This is a genomic window from uncultured Roseibium sp. (genome assembly GCF_947494555.1).
Taxonomy (GTDB): domain Bacteria; phylum Pseudomonadota; class Alphaproteobacteria; order Rhizobiales; family Stappiaceae; genus Roseibium.
In genome coordinates, this window is record NZ_CANLVF010000002.1 from 346,981 (window position 1) to 364,610 (window position 17,630).

General features: G+C 55.7%; 13 protein-coding genes. 8 read left to right on the plus strand and 5 right to left on the minus strand.

Annotated elements, in window-relative coordinates; genetic code table 11:
- Positions 1-17 precede the first annotated feature (17 nt).
- From icmH to tssI, 5 genes are all read right to left on the minus strand, one after another.
- The gene (gene icmH, locus Q0915_RS10195; protein ID WP_299470981.1) at positions 18-1,613 is read right to left on the minus strand and encodes a type IVB secretion system protein IcmH/DotU; all 1,596 of its coding nucleotides are present in this window, start codon (positions 1,611-1,613) and stop codon (positions 18-20) included.
- Positions 1,613-2,947, minus strand: coding sequence for a type VI secretion system baseplate subunit TssK (gene tssK / locus Q0915_RS10200; RefSeq protein ID WP_299470983.1), 1,335 nt, complete (start codon positions 2,945-2,947; stop codon positions 1,613-1,615). Before tssK ends, icmH begins: the two co-directional genes overlap by 1 nt.
- 79 nt (positions 2,948-3,026) lie before the next feature.
- Positions 3,027-4,760: a type VI secretion system-associated FHA domain protein TagH gene (gene tagH, locus Q0915_RS10205; protein ID WP_299470985.1), complete on the minus strand. Its 1,734-nt coding sequence runs from the start codon at positions 4,758-4,760 to the stop codon at positions 3,027-3,029.
- Between the two features lie 22 nt (positions 4,761-4,782).
- Positions 4,783-5,373 (minus strand): hypothetical protein, encoded by a 591-nt coding sequence (locus tag Q0915_RS10210; RefSeq protein WP_299470987.1) that lies wholly within the window; start codon positions 5,371-5,373, stop codon positions 4,783-4,785.
- A 45-nt stretch (positions 5,374-5,418) separates the two neighbouring features.
- Complete coding sequence (tssI, locus tag Q0915_RS10215; protein ID WP_299470989.1) at positions 5,419-7,245, minus strand: type VI secretion system tip protein TssI/VgrG; 1,827 nt, start codon at positions 7,243-7,245, stop codon at positions 5,419-5,421.
- A gap of 448 nt (positions 7,246-7,693) precedes the next feature.
- Between tssI and Q0915_RS10220 the strand changes: the two genes are divergently transcribed.
- From Q0915_RS10220 to tssG, 8 genes are all read left to right on the plus strand, one after another.
- Positions 7,694-8,347, plus strand: coding sequence for an OmpA family protein (locus Q0915_RS10220; RefSeq protein WP_299470991.1), 654 nt, complete (start codon positions 7,694-7,696; stop codon positions 8,345-8,347).
- 71 nt (positions 8,348-8,418) lie between these two features.
- A complete protein-coding gene (locus tag Q0915_RS10225; protein WP_299470992.1) occupies positions 8,419-9,702 on the plus strand; it encodes a type VI secretion system ImpA family N-terminal domain-containing protein in 1,284 nt (427 codons plus the stop codon).
- Between the two features lie 281 nt (positions 9,703-9,983).
- The gene (tssB, locus tag Q0915_RS10230) at positions 9,984-10,538 is read left to right on the plus strand and encodes a type VI secretion system contractile sheath small subunit (protein ID WP_299470994.1); all 555 of its coding nucleotides are present in this window, start codon (positions 9,984-9,986) and stop codon (positions 10,536-10,538) included.
- Positions 10,539-12,062, plus strand: coding sequence for a type VI secretion system contractile sheath large subunit (gene tssC, locus Q0915_RS10235; protein WP_299470996.1), 1,524 nt, complete (start codon positions 10,539-10,541; stop codon positions 12,060-12,062).
- Positions 12,063-12,265: 203 nt separating this feature from the next.
- Positions 12,266-12,751 carry a type VI secretion system tube protein Hcp gene (locus Q0915_RS10240; RefSeq protein ID WP_299470998.1) on the plus strand — a complete coding sequence of 162 codons (486 nt, stop codon included), beginning with the start codon at positions 12,266-12,268 and terminating at the stop codon, positions 12,749-12,751.
- A 144-nt stretch (positions 12,752-12,895) separates the two neighbouring features.
- A complete protein-coding gene (tssE, locus tag Q0915_RS10245; RefSeq protein WP_299471000.1) occupies positions 12,896-13,447 on the plus strand; it encodes a type VI secretion system baseplate subunit TssE in 552 nt (183 codons plus the stop codon).
- Complete coding sequence (gene tssF / locus Q0915_RS10250) at positions 13,444-15,441, plus strand: type VI secretion system baseplate subunit TssF (protein ID WP_299471002.1); 1,998 nt, start codon at positions 13,444-13,446, stop codon at positions 15,439-15,441. The genes tssE and tssF overlap by 4 nt, the downstream gene beginning before the upstream one ends.
- Positions 15,438-17,606 (plus strand): type VI secretion system baseplate subunit TssG, encoded by a 2,169-nt coding sequence (tssG, locus tag Q0915_RS10255; protein WP_299471004.1) that lies wholly within the window; start codon positions 15,438-15,440, stop codon positions 17,604-17,606. Before tssF ends, tssG begins: the two co-directional genes overlap by 4 nt.
- Positions 17,607-17,630 lie beyond the last annotated feature (24 nt).

Below are 17,630 nucleotides of genomic sequence, written 5' to 3' on the forward strand. Positions count from 1 at the left end.
TGCCCCGGAGTTGACGTTCAATTGTCGATCACCAGTCCCTTTGATGGAGGCTTTAAAAACACCTCCACCCGGCGATTGAGCGCTTTGCCTTCACGACTGGTGTTGGGAGCGATCGGCTCTTCCGCACCTCGCCCTTCCACCTGGACCCTGTCGGACTTTTTCAAAATGGCCTGCATCACTGCAGCCACCGACTGCGCCCGTTCAACGGACAAATGCCAGTTGGTCGGAAACCGCGGATTGTTCCGTATCGGGTCGCTATCGGTGTGACCGACAACCAGTATTTCCCCGTCCACCTGGTCGAGCGTCTGGCTGACCTGTTCCACAAGCAACTGGAACTCCGGCCGCAATGTCGCCGCCGCGACATCAAACTGGGCACGCATCCGCAGCATGATCGCCGGACCAGCCTGTTCGATCTCCAGGCCGTCAATGCCGGCCAATTGCTCAGAAAGCGTGTCAATCGCGGCATCTGCGGGCGGTTCGGGTGCTGGTGGCGGTTTCGGCTGATAGCCCTCGCGCGCGAGCTCGACCGGACCTGTCGGGTAAAGCGCACCGGCGCGGCTCGCGATAACCTCACTGCCACTGGCAAGCAGAAGCATCAAAGTGACATAGCCACCGAGCAGAAGCGCGCCCGCAACGGCTGCGACTGACCAGATCGGAATTGAAAACCCCGTCCGTCGCTGCAGGAGCTCAAGGCCGCGCCAATGCGGAGACAAATCGTCACCCGGACGTGGCCGGACCCGCCTCAGGATCTCATGGAGGTCCCTTCGCTCACGCTCAAGCCCTTGCTGTCCGCCCTGGATCGCCCGGTATTTTCCGTAAAATCCAAGTGAAAGACAGGCATGCATAACCTCAAGGACGCCGTAATTGCGGCCCGGGTCCTGCTTCGCCTTTTCCAATACCTGGAAAAATTCCACACCGCCGGTTGCCTGACCGAAGAACTGGGTCAACATCGAGTACTGCGTCCATTGATGCCGGCCTGCCGAGGGAAGGTTCTGTACGATGTCGTCCGAGGTCGCACACAGTGCATAGGCAGCCGACTGAATCTGGTCGTCGGTAATTCCGGCGCTTCGCAGGTCCTTTTCGAAGGACTTGATGGCGTTATAAACGTCACGCATCAATGCATCGAACTGCGCATCCGTCATGGTCAGATGCAGGCGGCCAAGAAGGAGCAGCAATGGCGCAGCAGCACGCGAAACCGGATTTCTGTTTGCAACACGGATCTGATTTATGTCGGGCGTTTGCGCCAACTGTCCTGCCGCCTGCGCTCCTGGCGCAGCACCATGAGGCTGAGGTGGGGGTGGCGGCGCCGATGGCTGCTCAGGAGGCGGTGTCCTGATGTCCGGCGCCTTTTGCTGTCCATATTCATATCCGGCCGGGGTCGGAGCATAGGGATCGGGGCCAGAGCCGCGGCCACCCTGCCAGGGATCGGGGGCGCGCGCCGGTTGCTGCGGCGCCTGCGGAGCGGACGGGGCCTGTGGCGGCGCGGATGGTTGCTGAGGCGCTTGTGGCGCTCCAGGCTGAGAAGTTTCGCTCCACCGTCCTCCCGGATTTGGTCGGACGATCGTTTTTCCCTTGCGTTTGGAAACGCCAAAGGGATCGTCGCTGTCCGACATCATCGTCCCTCCCGAATGGCATAAAATTCAAGCTGCAGATCGGGCCAGTTACCGGAGAACTGCAGCCCGATCGCTGAATCCTGACTGAATTCGCGCCAGAGAGGCGTCGTCTTGTCGAGCCTGAAATAAACCCGGTCGGTTAGCGCACGGATTTGCGCAGGCGGAACGGGCATGTGGATCAGCGGGATACCCGGCAGATTTGAATAGACGATCTGGCGCATCTGCCCGAACGGGCCGACCTTGAAGAGGCGCGGGAATTCGTTCTGGATCTCCGTCAATGGACGACGTGCTGCGACTTCGATGACGAAACTTGCCTGGGAGAACAGGTTCCGGTCGACAATTGTCGACTTGAACGCGTTTGGCGCGAGTTGCTCCAAAGGAAGACGGATCGCCCTGCGGTCATAGCCGGCGGACAGGAAGGCCTGTATGTCCGACAAGACCGGTTTGAATATGTCATGCAGACGGTCGTGGTCGTAAACTGGATAGTTCCGGGCACGGCGTTCTTCGGTCGCAAATGTCGCGAGTTCACCGGCCAACTGCAAAAATTCAGAATAGACGCGTTCCGGATGGACATACGCCGATTTGCGCAAATGCATGAGCTGCGGATGAAGCCTGTTGAGCATTTGCAGTGTCAGATAGTCGAAGTTCTGCAATCCGCCGCCGGCTGATGTATCGGCAGCATAACGGGCCAGTTCACTCAGTTTTCTTTCAACCCATCCAATGACGGAGTCGATCCACCCGGTCACGACCGGATGCACGTGACACGCCAGTACAGGTGGTGCAAACGTGCTGTCGGTGATGACAATGCGGTCCTTGATTTCGGTAATACGTGCAACAGGCAGACAGACATGCCCGGGATGCGGCGTCGACCTTATCGAATAGACCAATCTTGGATGGGCTACATCGATCTCTTCTTCCTGCCGGATCGCGGACGTGGAATCGATAATGGTCTCCCTGCCCTGAACGTATCGCGTCGCGGCATCCTCGCGGCCATCTGCGACTTCGACGGCGTTTACGGTCGTTTCGGGAATACCAAGCCAGACGATCTGTCCGGCAGAGTCCTCAGGAACGTCGATTGCCGGTGGTGGTGTGCCGTCGGCTGGAAAATTGAACACCGTGCCGTCGGGAAAAATCCCGCGCCCATATCTCAGGGCAAAGCGGCACTGCTGGCCGACATCCTGATCGATTTCGATTTCCGAGAACCCCCAGGGATAGGGAGAGGCAAGCCTGACGCGTTCATCGAGCAGATGTTCCGAATAACGGTCGCTCTGCTGCAGATGATGCGGCCTTAGAAACAGGCCTTCGGTCCATGCAACCTTGCTATACCACGACATTAAGGCACTGCTCCCTTATCTTTGAGGACGCTTGCGCGCTCTTGTTCCTGCTAAACTTAAAATATGCATGCACGGATTTTCACTCCGGCTCATCATTTGAAAATTCTTCATAGCTTTCCGTAAAGTATTGCGTGAAAACACCGACGAGACCATCGTCATACGCTCCGGAGAGCGAAGTCCATCGTTCCTGCATGCGTTCCCAGAGTTTGGCCTTCTGGTTTCCGAAGGTACTCTTGGCAACCTGGCCTTCCTCCTCAATCGCTTTAGGCGATAGCGTTTCGTCAAAACGGGCCGCAGCCTTCTGCATGGCCGCATATGTCCAGACATGGTGCTTCTGGATGTCCTTGAACGCCGCCGTCATTGCCTTCGGCAAAGGAAGATAACCGGTTTCCTCTACATTTTGCGCAAGCATAGTCTGGAGTGCCGTTTGGGGCGTGGGCGAGAATTTGAGCGCATTGTTGCCGCTCCGGCTGATCAGCGTGCGATTTGCATTTCTGGTCATCGCCTTCACCTTGCTTCGCGCCTGAAGCAATCCCATCAAGTCGCTTGTGATGCCTTGAAGGATTGAGCCCATTTCCCGCGCAAACTCTTCCGGATCCCGGTCGGCAAGCACCGAATCGGGAATGCCCGCTCCTTCCGAAAACGCTTTCAGAAATTCTTTCCCGGTTTCGTTGTTCGTGGCCACCGCTTCTTTTGCCGGTGCAGTGCTTTCAACAGACTGTGGTTTCGGCGCTTCGCTGACGGCCGGGGCTGGTTGAACAGGAGGTTCCACGGGTGCTTGCGGAGGCTCCGCGGAAGGTGCTTCGATTTCCTGCGGGATCTCCGCTGGCGCTGCCTCCATTGCCGGTGCCTCGGGGAACGGCGAGGCCTCCGCTGCTGCAACGGCACCGTCAGATTGTGCCGGCGGCGCACTGGAGGCGCTCGCCGTCGGTGCCGCCCCACCGTCCGCGCTCGCAGCCACGCCCTCTGCAGCCATATCCGGCATCTTGAACAAGGGCTCTGCCGTCTGGTTATCAGCGGCTTCCTGCTGAGCGGGCGGGAACGATTGCGGTTGTGGGGGCACTGCCTGCGGTGCCTGTGCGGGAGAGGTCGGTTGACCATGGGGCTGAAGGCTGGGCTGTGCTGCCAGATGATCCAGAGGATCAGCCTGGGCAGGTCTCGCCGCTTCTGCCTGCGGCGCATTCGACTGAGGATCGTAAAGTGCCGGATCCGCGCTCCCCCAGCCATGCCCCTGCTGGCTCCAGACATCGTCTGCGGGCGTTCCAATGCCAGGCGTCTGCGAGGGCGGCGCATGCCGTCCTTCCATGCCTGACGTTGGAGTGTTCCAGGGATTGTTTGCCTCTTCGGCCGGATAGGCAGGCTGACCGGGTGGCGGTGCAGCCGGCCACTGGGGTTCTTGTACCGGCGGTGCAGACGGTTGCGGGGTTTGCCACGGTGCAGGCTGAGATGGCGGCTCAGCGGTTGGCGCTCCGGAGAAACCGGCGCTCATGGCCTGCTCGGCGTCCAGAGTGACCTTGACGATATAGTCACCGATCATGATCCGGTCACCGGATCGAAGTGCATGCGCCTTGTCCATACGGTTTGAACTGCCGTTCAAAAACGTGCCATTTGTCGAAACGTCGTAGAGAACGAAGTTCCCACCCTCGAAGCGTACTTCACAGTGTTTTCCCGAAACAACACGCTCCGGATCCGGCAGGCTCCAATCAAGGTGCTCATGCCGGCCGATGTCGAACCCTCGGTCGGCACAGGAATACGACACCTGGCCACCGGTTTCGAGCCGATCCACATTTTCAATCTGGAGCGTTATGCGCATTCCCGAGAGGTCCCACTTACTTTCAGGTTACAGCCTGCTTCTTCACGCTCACAACCGGCATCACGCCACCTTCGGCAAATGACAGACCGGATCGAATACACTGTCTCGGTGCTTCGCCCCTTTCAAAGCGATCGAGCTTGGCGATTGCCAATTGCAACGCCGCGTTTACCCCCTTTGCCGTCAATCCCGGAGGTACATCCACTCGAAAATCCGGATTTGGCGACAACGACCCACCAGACCATGTTACAGCACGTCCAATCCAAACCGACGGGCTGTTGTTTTCTAGATCTTCTGTCTCCGGCAACACAGCGAGGCGTGCCTCTTCATCTCCTTCGCGTACCCAATTCGCACAAAGGTCCAAGACTTTACGGTCATGATCACTTTTGTGGCTATCTAGGCCTTCAACGCATTTCAAACCCCACCAGACTGCTTCCGGTTTCGGTAAAACATGCGCGAAATAAAGGAGTGCCGAAAGCGGTTCGCTGCCTTCCAACAAAGCGAGCGCGTACTCCTGTGGCGTCACATCTCCCTCTGCCATTCGGACATCTTCATGCAAATCGGCGAAGGTATCAAACACCTGCGTTGCTTTTGTAAAACGGATCCGGGATCCCATTCAATTCACTCCATATGCGGACAGGCCGACTTCCAGCGAATTTGGTCAGTTGATCAGAACAACACCACCTTTTACGAGGTGGGTCGCGGTTCCGTTGACTTGTGTAATCGTACCCTTAGCTTGCAAGGATACGTCGGCTTTTATCTGAATTACCGGCGATTTTATCTCGATCATCGCGGGTGACATGGTGATCTTGCTGGAACCGCACTTGAACTCAATATAAGTGCCAACATCTACGGTCCAGGACATTCCGATTTCTTCATCAACGCTCACGCCGACCTTTTCGCTGCGATTGTTGTCAATCTCAGTCGTCCGGTTATTCTTAACGTGCAGATGTTCGTTGTTTTCGATCACGGTTTCCATGTCTTTTTGGCCGTGTACACCAATCTTCTCCTGGCCCTTGGTGTCGTCCAGAACAAACTCGTTGTAGCCACCGCCGCCAATGGTCGAGTCGGTCTTTATGCCTGACTTGTTTTTCTCGCCGGGCAGCGGATACGGCGGCATGTTCTCGGCATTATACACCGTACCGACAATAATCGGCTGGTCAGGGTCGCCTTCCAGGAACTGAATGATAACTTCCTGTCCAACACGCGGGATATACATACCGCCCCAATTCTTGCCGGAAACAACCTGCGCAACGCGGACTCGCCGGGACTGCGTCTTGTCACGGTCCCAGTGAAACTCGACCATGATCTGACCGTATTCGTCGACATCGATTTCGCCCTCTCCGACTACTTTCGCCGTCTGCGGTCCGGGAATACTTGGTTTGGGCGTATTCGCGGGTGTTCTGAACGGGATGTCCGACGACAGAACTTCATAGGTACCGGTATACGCTTCGCCCTGCGATGCGGAGTCGCCGGAGCGATAGCTTTCGGTGATAATCTGGTGGCTCGCACGAACGATCAGGTATTCCTTGTTTTGCGGTCCATGCGGATGATCTTTCAGCGTGAAAAGACCGCCGGCATAAAACCGCGGCACTTCACCAGCTGTTTCAACGCGGTTGTCGCCCGCCTGTTCTGCTTCCAGACGAATGTTACTATATTTTGTCCCCTTGTCCTTCTCGGTGTAGCGACCGGGGTAATCATATTTTTCGAGCGATCCGGCCCGGTATGGCGAACCTGCGTCCTTATCGGCTTCCAGTGAGGCACTCGGTTTTTCAAAATCATAGTCGTTGACGGCGAACTTTCCGGTTCTGAACGTACGACCGCCAATCCACTCGTAGAGATGCTCCTCATCGCGCTGGCTGTCGCCAGCAAGCGGAATGAAGGGAATATTCGGATCGCCTTCGATTTGGCTGTAAGACGATTTGGCGTCCGCCAAAATCATCATGTGCTTGCCGTCCTGATGCTCGAAACAGTAGGAGATGCCGAATTCTTCCATCAGCCGGCAGCAAAAGTCATAGTCCGACTCCCGGTACTGCACGCAGTAATGGATCGGATCATAACTCTCAGTCAGCTTGTTTTGAAAATCTGCAAAGTCATGCTCTCCGAGAACTTCCTCGATAATGTCGGGCGCAGATTTTTCCTTGAACATTCTGCAGTTCGAATTCTTGGTCAGCAGCCAGAACCAGGGACGCAGCATCAGCTTGTATCTGTAGTAGCCGTCCTTGTGTCCGAGCCACTTGGCATCGGTGAGCAACCCGTCGAAATATCTGATGTCGCCATTGTTGGTTTTGACTTCCACAGTCATGTGCGTTGCAAGCGCCTGGTTGAAATCAAGATCTTCCTGTTGGCTGACGACTTCAAGGCGAATCTCGAACTCTTCGCTTAATCCTTCATCGCAATCAATGGTTACCAGGGAGAGCACGTCATCGCCGAAGACCGATGTGAGTTCGGCCATGCGATCGGTTTGTCTGAGTTGTCCTGTGGCCACGGAGGTCTCCTTGAAAATACTTAAATTGCATTCGGCTGCTTGCTGCAGGCGTTCGCTTCTATTTATGTCATTTCTGACAAAATTGATGTGCTCGGGAACACAGTTGTTGCAAAAATTTAAACACCGAATCCTAATTTTACCAAGAGTTGTTTGGTAACTTACCCAACTGTCAAGAAATTCGAAAAAAACTCACATTAGATTCTTAACTAACTCACGAATATCTCACACCCTCATGCTCTTGCTTATTCGTCACAAATTGACATACTGAAATCAAACCGCAGTTTAGTGACTTTCGCCACATTATTTTTTTCTGGTTTATGGCACGATGTATTTCAATATCCATTGCGACACTGTTCGCTCAAACTCCAAAGGGAGGATTGAAATCGTGACCCATCGCCAATTCGTCTCCGGCACATCAACTCACCGCGCCGAGAGGACTTTTTCGAAATTGAAATTTCTGACAATGAGCACCGCGCTGGCGCTCGCAGTTTCAGTGAGCGCACTTGCGCCCGGGTCCGCGGTTGCGCAGGACGCGACTTTTTCAGCCGATGAAGTCAGCAAGCATTTCAAGCAGCTGAAAACCCGTTCTCTGAAACCGACCGGCGCGACCCGCGCGCTCTGCATCGGAACGCGGGATGAGTGTAATCCCAACGGCGCAAAGCAGGAAGGCGGCCAGGTTGCCGTCACAACCGAAAGCGATGCCACCGGCGACGCGGCGCAAACGGCCGAAACCCTTGTGGTGGATCCGGATACCAAGGCGATCGACGCAGGGTTCAATCTGCTCGTATCGTTCGAAAATGCCTCTGCACGCCTCAGCCCGGCTGCCCGAGCGAACCTGAAGGAATTCGCAAAAGGCATAGCCGATCCTGAACTTGCAAGCGCTGTGTTCGTTATCGAAGGCCATACCGACGGCATCGGCTCGCTCAACTACAATCAGCGTCTTTCAGAAGACCGGGCACAGGCCGTATCCGAATATCTTGTTTCGCTCGGCGTAGAACGCAATCGGCTGAAAACAGTCGCTTATGGCGAGACCCGCCCGAAGGTTGCCGATGTCAACGATCCGTCAAACAGGCGCGTTGAGAGCAAGCTGGTCTTGGAATAAAACAACAATCCGGGCGACGCTTCTGCCGGAACCAACTTCGGCAGAAGCACTGAATTGGGGCAGGAAATCAAATGAACTTCGATCCGGACACATATGGCAGCGAAGTATCCCCCGGTGCTGGATGCGGTCCTGATCTTTATGACACGGAACCCGCCTTTGCGGCACTGATGGATTCGTGTGAGGAAATGCTCCCAGAGCGTTTCAGCGACTTCGATAAATCGGAGATCGAATTCACGGATATTTTCAAGCAGATGGAGGGTTTTCTCAAGCAATCGAGAGATGTCCGCCTGCTGACGATGCTGGCCCAGTTCGCACTTTTGAATGGTCAGCTGCATTTGTTTGCGAATGTGATCAGGATCATCCGCAAGCTACTGGAAAGCCATTGGGACACGGTACATCCGTCGGATGCGGATTTCGGGTTCATGGAGCGCATTGGCGCTCTCGAAGCGTTCAACAACAGACCGACCGTCAGGTTGCCACTCGAGGCGGCGCCTCTCCTCAAAACACGGCGCAGCGGCCCAATCAGCTATCGCGCGATCAAAATTGCCAATGGCGATGTGACGCCGCAACCGAACGAACACATCATTTCCCTCGGCGCGATCGAAGCGGCCCTGACATCGGGTGAGCTGGAACAGGATGCCATAGACGATGTCCTGCGCGACCTGAGCGAACTGCCCGTTGAATTGCAGGCAATCGCCGACGTCTGCACCGAAAAACTGAAAGAGGCCGAAGCCAAGGCGACACCGCCGAACTACGAGAATCTGACTACGCTCCTGCAGGAAATGAACGCGGAGCTGAATGTCCGCCTGGGGCGCATGTCGCCGGAAGACGCGGAAGGTGCGGCAGATGATGAATCAGCCCAATCTTCTGAGGCGGGCGCATCATCGACCGCAAACCTTGAAATCAAAAACGCCGCACAGGCCAAACTGATTCTTGACGCGGTAGAAGATTACTATTCGTTGCGCGAACCTTCGCACCCCACCCTCTTCCTGGTGCGCGAAGCAAGAGGATTGGTCGGTAAGTCCTATCTGGACGCCCTTAAAATCCTGATGCCGAGAAGATTCGAAGAAGTTGCGCTCATTCTGGGTGCCAGCGGACTTCAATTGTCGAACGACCGCCTGCTTGAGCTGAACGAAGGCGAAGAACGGGATCTCGGCGATATCGAAGAATTCTCAGTGATGGTCATCGAAAATCGCAACGATGCCATAAAAGGTATTTCTGCCGTGAAGGGGTACTACTCCGCAAACGAACCGACGAGCCCGATTCCCATGTTGCTTGAAGAGGCACAAAATATGAGTACAGGGTCGTTTACCGGACTGCTCAATCTCTTTTTGAGGCCCGAGGAAGAAGAGTAAGGCTGAATTTGTCATGACCCGTCGAAACGTCTTTGGTTCCCTAGAGTTCGCATACTTCTCCTTGACTCACAGCCGCAACAGGTCCTCAATATTTGGGGGAAAATTTCAAAGCGACATACGTGTGACTGCCGTCACTACAAAAATCCGTCAATCGCTGTAAATACAAACTCATAGAACAAAACGCGGTACATACAAATTCGAAACATTTTCACGTACCGCGCGAGTATTTGACTAAATTTGATCTAATTTTTCTCGGATCAAAAATATGAAAGGCAAGTACAATGGCATCAAGTAGCGGGCAAAGCTTCATCAAGCGCAACAGACCACCGCGGGTCCACATTTTCTACGAGGATCCCTTTGACGCGGAACAGAAGGTTGAGTTGCCCTTCGTGATGGGGGTCATGGCTGATCTGTCCGGTGACAATCCGGGTACTGAAAAATCCGACATCGATGAGCGCAAATTTCTCGACATCGATATGGACAACTTTTCGAAGCGCATGGAAGCCATCGAGCCTGGAACGTCGTTCACCGTGGAAGACAAGCTTTCCGGCGAAGACGATTCCAAAATGAGCGTGCAACTTCGTTTCAAGAACATGGACGACTTCACGCCAGGCAAAGTCGCAGAGCAGGTTCCGGCGCTTAAGAAGCTGCTCGATGCTCGCAACAGTCTTGCTGCCCTGCGCACGATGATGGATGGGCGCGTTCAGGCGATCAGCCAGCTGGAGGAGCTGACCCGCGATCCTGCGCTTATGCAGGCACTGGCACAGAAGATGGAGTCCGAAAGCGCTTCATCCAAGGGCGGCGACGCTGCGGAAGGCGACAAAGAGGAGGCATAAATGAGCAACACCGATACGAGCGCTCAAAAAAGTGGGGCCGCAGCCGGCGAAGCTACGAGTGAACAAAGCCCGGAGGAATTCTCTTCCATTTTGAAGCAGAATTTCCGGATCAAAAGCGAAAACGAAACGGCCAATGAACTTGTTGACAATGCAATGTCGACGTTCCTGTCCGAAGCTTTGGGCGATCAGGCACTGATCAAGGATGATGTCTACGACACCATCGACGAGATGATCGCGAAGCTTGACGAAAAGCTGACGTCGCAGGTGAATGAGATCATTCACGCGCCGCAGTTCCAGAAACTCGAGAGCGCCTGGCGCGGCATCGACTATCTGGTTCACAATTCGGAGACGGATGCTTCGCTCAAGCTGCAGTTCCTGAATATCTCCAAAAGGGAACTTGCAGGCGTCTTCAAGAGCTATCGTGGTGCAAAGTGGGATCAGAGCCCATTGTTCAAGCAGATCTACGAAGCTGAATTCGGTCAGCTTGGCGGTCAGCCCTACGGCTGTCTCGTTGGCGACTACGAGTTCGGCTACGATCCGCAGGACATCACGGTGCTTCGCGGTATGGCGAAAATCGCGTCTGCTGCCCATGCACCGTTCCTTGCTGCAGCCGACCCTCAGCTCATGCAGATGGAAAGCTGGACGGAATTGCCGAGCAAACGTGACCTGTCAAAGGTCTTCGACACGGAAATTCATGCGCAGTGGCGTACGTTGCGCGAGTCGGAAGACGCCCGCTATCTCGGTTTGTCGCTGCCACGTGTGCTGGCGCGTCAGCCTTACGGTGCGAAATCCGATCCGGTCGAGGAATTCGCCTTTGAGGAAGAGTTCGGTGAAGAGAGCCACGACAATTACGCCTGGATGAACTCTGCCTATGCCATGGCCACCAACATCAACAAGGCCTACAAGGAGTTTGGCTGGACGGTTCGGATCCGCGGCGTTGAAAGCGGTGGTCTGGTTGAAGATCTGCCGACCCACGTCTTTGAGACAGACGATGGTGGCGTCGACCAGAAATGCCCGGCTGAAATCGCGATCTCCGATCGCCGTGAGCATGAGATCTCGCGCCTCGGTCTGATCCCGTTGATCCACCGCAAGAACACCGACCAGGCGGCTTTCCTTGGCGCTCAGTCGGTCTTCAAACCGCGCCAATTCTCGGGTCCAGACGGCAAGGACGCCACTGCATCGGACAACTTGTCGGCACGGCTGCCTTACATGTTCGCGACCACGCGTTTTGCCCATTACCTGAAAGTGATGGTGCGCAACAAGATCGGTTCCACCAAGGAATCCGCTCAGCTGCAGCGCTGGTTGAACGACTGGATCATGGATTATGTCGATGGCGATCCGGACAATTCGACGGAGGAGACCAAGGCTCGCAAGCCACTTCGTGAGGCCAAGGTCACCATCATCGATGACGAGGAAAATCCCGGCTACTACAGAGCCCAGTTCTTCCTTCGTCCGCATTATCAGCTCGAGGGCATGGATATCGGCATGAGCCTGGCCTCAAGAATTCCGCAAGACGGAACCTGATTTTCAGACTTGTCATCCGGGCGGCAGCCCGTCCGGATGACACGCATCCCGCAAGGATGCACTCCCGGTTTACCCGGGTGGAGGTGCAACGAGACGCAAACGCGCCTAGGGGTTTGGGCCAGAAGGCCCGAGGTAGATGTTAAACATTGGAAGAACGGTACCGGTCATTTGATACCGGACTGAACAAAAGAGGATTACATAAAATGGCTATTGACTCATTTATCAAGCTTGAAGGCATCAAGGGTGAAGCTCAGGACAAAACCCACAAGGACGAGATCGATGTTCTGTCCTGGTCCTGGGGTGCATCGCAATCCGGTACCACTCACATGGGTTCGGGTTCCGGTTCGGGTAAAGCACATTTCCAGGATCTCAGCTTGACGATTTATGTCGACAAGTCCGCTCCTGCGCTTTTGAACCATCTTTCAACCGGTAAACACATTCCGAAAGGCATGTTCATTACCCGTAAAGCTGCCGGTGACACCCCGATTGAATATCTCAAGCTTGAGATGAAAGACATCATCGTCACCAGCTACTCTACAGGTGGAAGTGGTTCGTCGGACCGGGTGACCGCCAACATGACGCTGAACTTCGGTGAATACAAAGTCATGTACACCGAACAGAAGCCGGATGGCTCCAAGGGTGCTGCACCCGAGTTCGCATTCGATATCGCTGCGAACGAAAAGAAGTAAGGCATTTGCCGAAGCGGCTGCCACCTACCCGGTGGCGGCCGGTCTTTTTTCGAGGGGCATATCGTTACACCTGGGCGCGAGAAACGCGCACGCGCCGCTTGCCTCTCACAAGTCTCCGGAATTGGAATCGCGTGGGCGTTCCCGATGGCAAAATCGACCGTGAAAATGCATTCGCCGCTCATGTGGGCTTTCCGGGCTATGGACGACCCGGACTACAAAGCTGCACAGGAGCGCCAGAAAGAAAGCGCCAAGGGAAAGAACCTAAAGTCGGGACGTCGGCTTTCACGCAGTTACGGCGTGACCGAACATACGCTGCTTGCCGAAGTACGGCGCGACCTCCAGGCATTGCTGAACACTGTGAACCTCAATTCCACGCAGGACCTCTCCGATTTTCCCGAGGTTGAAAGCTCTATCCTGAATTTCGGCCTGCCGGACCTGTCTGTCCATGTTGTGGACACGATCAGGATCGAACGGCTGGCGGACGACATTCGCGAAGCTCTTATCCGGTTTGAACCACGCATGGACCCACGCACCCTGCAGGTGGTGCGCGACACTGAATTTGAAAGCGATTCATTCAAGGTTCGCTTTCTGATCAAAGCTGAAATTCGGTGCGATCCGGTACGCGTTGCAAGCGAGTTCGTCGCTGACGTCGACCCGGCCTTCGGCCGCATCAAGATTATCGGGGCAACCGCATGAACCGGGAATTTCTGGATCTTTACAATCAGGAACTCATTTATCTGCGTGAGCAAGGGGCCGCGTTTGCCGAATCCTATCCCACCGTGGCAGAACGGTTGGGTGGATTACTGGAAGACCGCTCCGATCCGATGTTGTCGGGGTTGCTGGAGGGAACCGCGTTTCTCGCCGCCCGTGTTCAGCTGAAGATGAAGCACGAATTCTCCGAATTCACGTCCAATCTCTTTGAACAGCTTTACCCATCCGCCCTCGCGCCGATTCCTTCCATGGTATTGGCAAACGTGACACCCAAATATGGTGACGCCAACCTCAGAAACGGGATCAAGGTGGACAGGCATTCCCCGATGGAAGCCGTTTTCCGGGAGCGCCAGGGCGAGGTTCGTTGCCGCTTCACGCTAAGCTCACCGATCGTTCTCACCCCCCTGGAACTGAGCGGTGCCAAGTATCTCAGCTCTGCAGCGCAGGTATCCGGCCTTGGAGCCGCCATGGCAGAAGACCGGCGCGTGCGTGCTGGTCTCGCAATCAAGCTGACGCACAGAATGTCCGAAGACCGGGAAAACGAAGTTTCGGATGACGAGGCACTGAAAAAGCCGGAATACCAGGTTGCCGGGTGCCGGATAGATTCGCTTCCGATCCGTCTGGTTGGTCCGATGGACCTGGCCGCGAAAGTCTACGAGCAGATCTTCGGACACACCCTTGCGGTTTACATCAGAACGGAAGACGCCTTCGGACAGGCCTCGCTACAGCGGTTTCCCGTCGATGCTGTCGAGCAATTGGGCTTTGACGAGGATGATGCACTTTTGCGCAATGACAGGCGTCTGTTCATCGGGTTCGACTATCTGAGAGACTATTTCAATTTTCCGCGCAGCTACCTGGGCTTCCGCTTGACCGGCCTGCGTCGCTATCTTGACAGGGTCAACGCAAAGTCCTTCGAAATCGTCTTTGTGTTCGATGAGGCCGAGTCACGTCTTTCCTCCCACGTTGAGAGCAAGATCTTCGCGCTGCACACGGCGCCTGCCGTCAATCTCTTCGAACGTGCCACGGACAGGGTCCCCATCAAAAAGGGGCAACACGAGTTTGCTGTCATCACCGACAGGACCAGGCCGCTGGACTACGAGGTGCATTCCGTCACCGAGGTCAATGCCCATTTTTCCGGTGGCGAAAAGCGTTCCGTCGAGCCGCTCTACAGCGTGGCGCCGGATACTGAAAAGGCCGGTCACGAGTGGTTCTACACCATTCGCCGCCTCCCCCGCCGGCAATCTTCGAGCGAAATTCGCAGGATGCAGCCAAGTTCCTACATAGGAACCGAAACCTTCATTACGATTTCCAGCGGTGCCCAGGCCGCGGCCCTGCTCCACAGTGGCAACAAGCGGCTAGCCGAGTTGTCACTGAAAGTCATGGCGTCGAACCGTGCACTCGCGGCCGACCTGCCGGTCGGAACAAATCCGGACAAGTCGGATATCGGCGACTTTCGCATCCTTGACGACATCAATCTGAAAGTGGATTGCGTTGCAGGCCCGACACATCCACGCCCCCCGCTGATTTCTTATAATGAACGGCTCGGCGAGGAAGGACACGCCGGCGCCATTGCATGGCGCCTCATCAATATTCTGGCGCTCAACCATACAGGGCTCGTGCACGATGCGGCCGGTCAGGACGGCCGCTCCTTTAGGGATATCTTGAGCCTGTTCGCGCCACTGTCCGACAATGCCGCCGATCGTCAGGCGCAATCCGTTCGCGCCGTTTCAACGCGACCAGTCGTGCGCCGGCTGCAGCAGAAATCTGGTACCGGTGTGGCGCGCGGCCTGGAAATTACCATTTCGCTGGACGACAAGGCTTTCGAAGGCGCCAGCGCATTCCTGCTGGGCGCGGTTCTTGACCGGTTTCTGGCCGAATATGCTTCGATCAATCATTTCACCCAATGCGTGATCGCGACCACCGAGCGCGGGGTCATCATGAGGTGGCCCCCACGGATCGGCGCGAAGGGGATCATATGAGCGAAGGCTCCAACAAGGACAGGATGACAAAAGTAAAGCCCAAAGACGATCCTGTTGCGGCCGACAAGACAATTGTCCAATTTGCAGGGTCAAAGTCTGCATGGCCCGAACCTGACGAAACACCTTCATCCGTCGATCCAGAACCGGATGAACCGCTCAAGTCTGAAAACCCTGAAGCTGATCCGACCACTGCTGGCACGTCCTTGAAAGAAGAAGTTGGTACAAACAACTCTGACGCAAGCACGGACGCAGATCGGGCTTCCCTGGAGCTATGGCCAGAGCCTGAAGACCCGATCCTATCGCCCACGACTGAAGCGGAGGCGATGAAATCAGATGCTGAAAACCAGACGTCCTCTGAAGCGCCAGCCGAAGTAGATAAAGCCTATGAATCGGGCTCAGCGGAACCTGTTTCGGATGCTGATCCGTCTACAGGCGATGTAAGTCAAACATCGGAAGAAGCTGACGAAAACCAAACACCATTGGAGCTCTGGCCAGAACCTGATGAGTCGATCTTATCGCCTGCGATGGAAGCGGAACCGATACAATCGGATAAGGAAGACCAGACATCCTCTGAAACGTTCGCCGTTGTGAATGAAGGTTCGGTGGAGCGCTCAGCGGAGCCTGGTTCCGACCCTGAACCATCTTCCACCGATGCAAGCCGTACATCTGAAAACACTGATGATGGCCAAGCACCCTCAGAGCTCTGGCCGGAACCAGACGAAACGATCCTATCGGCCGCGATAGAAACGGAAGCGACCCAGGCAGATGCAGAAATCACTGCTTCGGTAGAGCCCGTCGCCGATGTGAATGACATTTCGGCCGAGGAGACAGGAACGTCAGTTTCCAATGCCGCCTTGTCAGGCACGGAAGCGGCCCAAAAGTCCGGCGTCGCAGATCCTGTTGCGGCGGATAGCGTTCAGGAAGAGGACGGTCCTTCCGATCCTGACCTGAGCGAAAGCACCACAGTCGACACCGATGCGCCGGAAGAAGTGGAGCCACCGGTTGAAAGCCGGATCGAGGTGCCGGTTCAACAGCAATATGCGTCGCTGCTCGCAGCGCTGAGCGAGCGAATTCAGAAACACCCGGGTGGACACGATCTTCTTGCCGTACTTCGCATGCTCGAAGGACAAACCGCACCCGGCGCTGCCTCGAGCGGCATGGGCCCCAAGAATTCGGATGAGCCGGCACCACCACGCATCGGAAAGAGCCGGCGCCTGATGGAAGACATCGTGCGCTTTGGCCAGGACCCGTCCAGCGAATTCCCAACGTCTACAATCGAGCGTGCAACACGCGATGTCGACAACGGGTTGATCCTGTTGGAACGCTTTTTAGGTATGCTCGGACCGCAAGGAGCGCTGCCGTCAGCCTATACCGACGAAGCCATTATGCGCGGCCTTCAGGGCGAGGACAGCTTCCCGCGCTTTCTTGACGTGTTCAACAACCGCTTTGTCCAGTTGTTTTTCCGGGCCTGGGCCGACGCGCGTCCGATCGTTCAGCACGATCGGCCCGATGACGACCGCTTTCTCGCCTATCTGGGGTCCGGCATCGGCATCGGAAGCGAGGTCTACCAGAACCTTGATGGGATCGACGACCGACTGAAACTTCTGTTCGCGGGCTTGACGTCGGCCAAGACCAAAAGCGCGGCGCGCCTGAAGGCGCTGATCACTGGTGTCTTCGGCGTCGATGTGGAGATCGATCAATGCGTTGGCACATGGTTGCATCTCGAGCCGGACGATCAGCTCAGCATCGGCGGGTTCGGGCCTGGTGGCGCCGGACAGTTGGGTATGGATACGATCGTCGGTTCAAAGATATACAGCGTCAGCGACAAAATTCGAATCCGGATCTTCACCAGTTCCCTGGATGAATATCGGAAGTTCCTGCCGCCAACACGCGCAAAACCAAATCCGTGGACCGAAAAACTCTTCGATCTCATCGATTTCTATCTGGGTCTGGAAATTGAATACGAAATCGAACTTGCGCTTCCGAAACGGTGCGCTTCCGCAGTCCTCATGGACAGCAACAGCTCCGCCACACTTGGTCACATCGGCTGGCTGAAGCCCATCGATGCCGACCCCGCAGATGACGCCGATTTCGACGAAGACGAAGAGATGCTGACGGACACGCGCTTCAGACCCGTCCGCCGACACACAACCGTTTACCAATAGGTCTCAAATTTGAAAGGCCGATAC

Bases quoted from the DNA above. Each gene is read 5' to 3' on its own strand.
- tssE (WP_299471000.1), top strand. From the start codon at position 12,896: ATGGCAAAATCGACCGTGAAAATGCATTCGCCGCTCATGTGGGCTTTC.
- tagH (WP_299470985.1), bottom strand. From the start codon at position 4,760: ATGCGCATAACGCTCCAGATTGAAAATGTGGATCGGCTCGAAACCGGT.
- tssF (WP_299471002.1), top strand. From the start codon at position 13,444: ATGAACCGGGAATTTCTGGATCTTTACAATCAGGAACTCATTTATCTG.
- tssB (WP_299470994.1), top strand. From the start codon at position 9,984: ATGGCATCAAGTAGCGGGCAAAGCTTCATCAAGCGCAACAGACCACCG.
- tssK (WP_299470983.1), bottom strand. From the start codon at position 2,947: ATGTCGTGGTATAGCAAGGTTGCATGGACCGAAGGCCTGTTTCTAAGG.
- Q0915_RS10240 (WP_299470998.1), top strand. From the start codon at position 12,266: ATGGCTATTGACTCATTTATCAAGCTTGAAGGCATCAAGGGTGAAGCT.
- icmH (WP_299470981.1), bottom strand. From the start codon at position 1,613: ATGTCGGACAGCGACGATCCCTTTGGCGTTTCCAAACGCAAGGGAAAA.
- Q0915_RS10225 (WP_299470992.1), top strand. From the start codon at position 8,419: ATGAACTTCGATCCGGACACATATGGCAGCGAAGTATCCCCCGGTGCT.
- tssC (WP_299470996.1), top strand. From the start codon at position 10,539: ATGAGCAACACCGATACGAGCGCTCAAAAAAGTGGGGCCGCAGCCGGC.
- Q0915_RS10210 (WP_299470987.1), bottom strand. From the start codon at position 5,373: ATGGGATCCCGGATCCGTTTTACAAAAGCAACGCAGGTGTTTGATACC.
- tssG (WP_299471004.1), top strand. From the start codon at position 15,438: ATGAGCGAAGGCTCCAACAAGGACAGGATGACAAAAGTAAAGCCCAAA.